This window comes from Xanthomonas pisi DSM 18956 (assembly GCF_001010415.1).
Classification (GTDB): Bacteria; Pseudomonadota; Gammaproteobacteria; order Xanthomonadales; family Xanthomonadaceae; genus Xanthomonas; species Xanthomonas pisi.
The window spans coordinates 1-365 of sequence record NZ_JPLE01000230.1 but is presented as its reverse complement, the minus strand read 5'-3'; the positions used below and the strand labels follow the sequence as shown (position 1 = coordinate 365).

Sequence of the window (365 nt, the reverse complement as noted above, 5' to 3'; positions counted from 1 at the left end):
AAATAAGATAAAGCAAACACCGGTCGAAAGGCCGGTTAGGAGAAATGATGTTTGGTTATTTTTACAACTCGTCGTTCAGGCGATATATCACAATGATGGGCGATTTGTTTTCAAATATCCAAGTTAACCGTCAATTGTCTACAGGCAATAAATTTATTCGTGTTCCTATTACGTATGCATCTAAAGAGCACTTTATGATGAAACTTAATAAATGGACCTCTATAAACTCACAAGAAGATGTGGCTAAAGTCGAAACTATTCTACCACGTATAAATCTCCAAATGGTAGATTTCGTTTATAATCCGACTTTTAAAACGAATATATTGAATAACTCTCTTTTCAGTAAATCGACTAAGGATATTGTA

The 365-nt window shown here is 33.7% G+C and carries 1 protein-coding gene; it reads left to right on the top strand.

Annotation, left to right across the window (positions count from 1 at the left end; genetic code table 11):
• Positions 1-44: 44 nt before the first annotated feature.
• Positions 45-365, top strand: a 321-nt coding sequence (locus tag Y887_RS19660; RefSeq protein WP_343123101.1) for a tail sheath stabilizer and completion protein, incomplete at its 3' end; no start/stop codon positions are given.